This window comes from Vibrio sp. 10N.222.49.C9, assembly GCF_041474985.1.
In the GTDB taxonomy this organism is placed as follows: domain Bacteria; phylum Pseudomonadota; class Gammaproteobacteria; order Enterobacterales; family Vibrionaceae; genus Vibrio; species Vibrio crassostreae_C.
This window is the reverse complement of sequence record NZ_JBFRVD010000847.1, coordinates 1-300: the sequence shown is the minus strand read 5'-3', so window position 1 is coordinate 300 and position 300 is coordinate 1. Positions and strand designations below refer to the sequence as shown.

1 protein-coding gene is annotated in these 300 nt (G+C 45.7%); it reads left to right on the top strand.

Features of this window, described 5'->3' with window-relative positions; genetic code table 11:
* The coding region (locus tag AB4585_RS25885) for a hypothetical protein (protein WP_372171637.1) at window positions 1–300 on the top strand (300 nt) is incomplete at both ends.

The following is a 300-nucleotide window of genomic DNA, read 5'->3' as shown; positions in this document are numbered from 1 at the left end:
GCCAAATGAACTATCCAGTAGCAATGAATCCGTTGGTATTCACACTGAGAAGGGCAACTTTATTACCTCCCTCTCTCACTCCGACTTAGACGCCGCACTTAAGATGCACACTAACTCCACAGTCATTGAAAGTGGAAAAAGCAACAGCATCACCCGTTCACACACGAATATTTTGTCGAACTTTGGGATCGCCATCGCAAGTAACGTTTTCAAGGCCGCGAATGTAGAAACCAACAACTCAACACCCTCCGATATTGGCGTTCGTGTACTGATTACATGCGATGACAGAACGATTGCTGT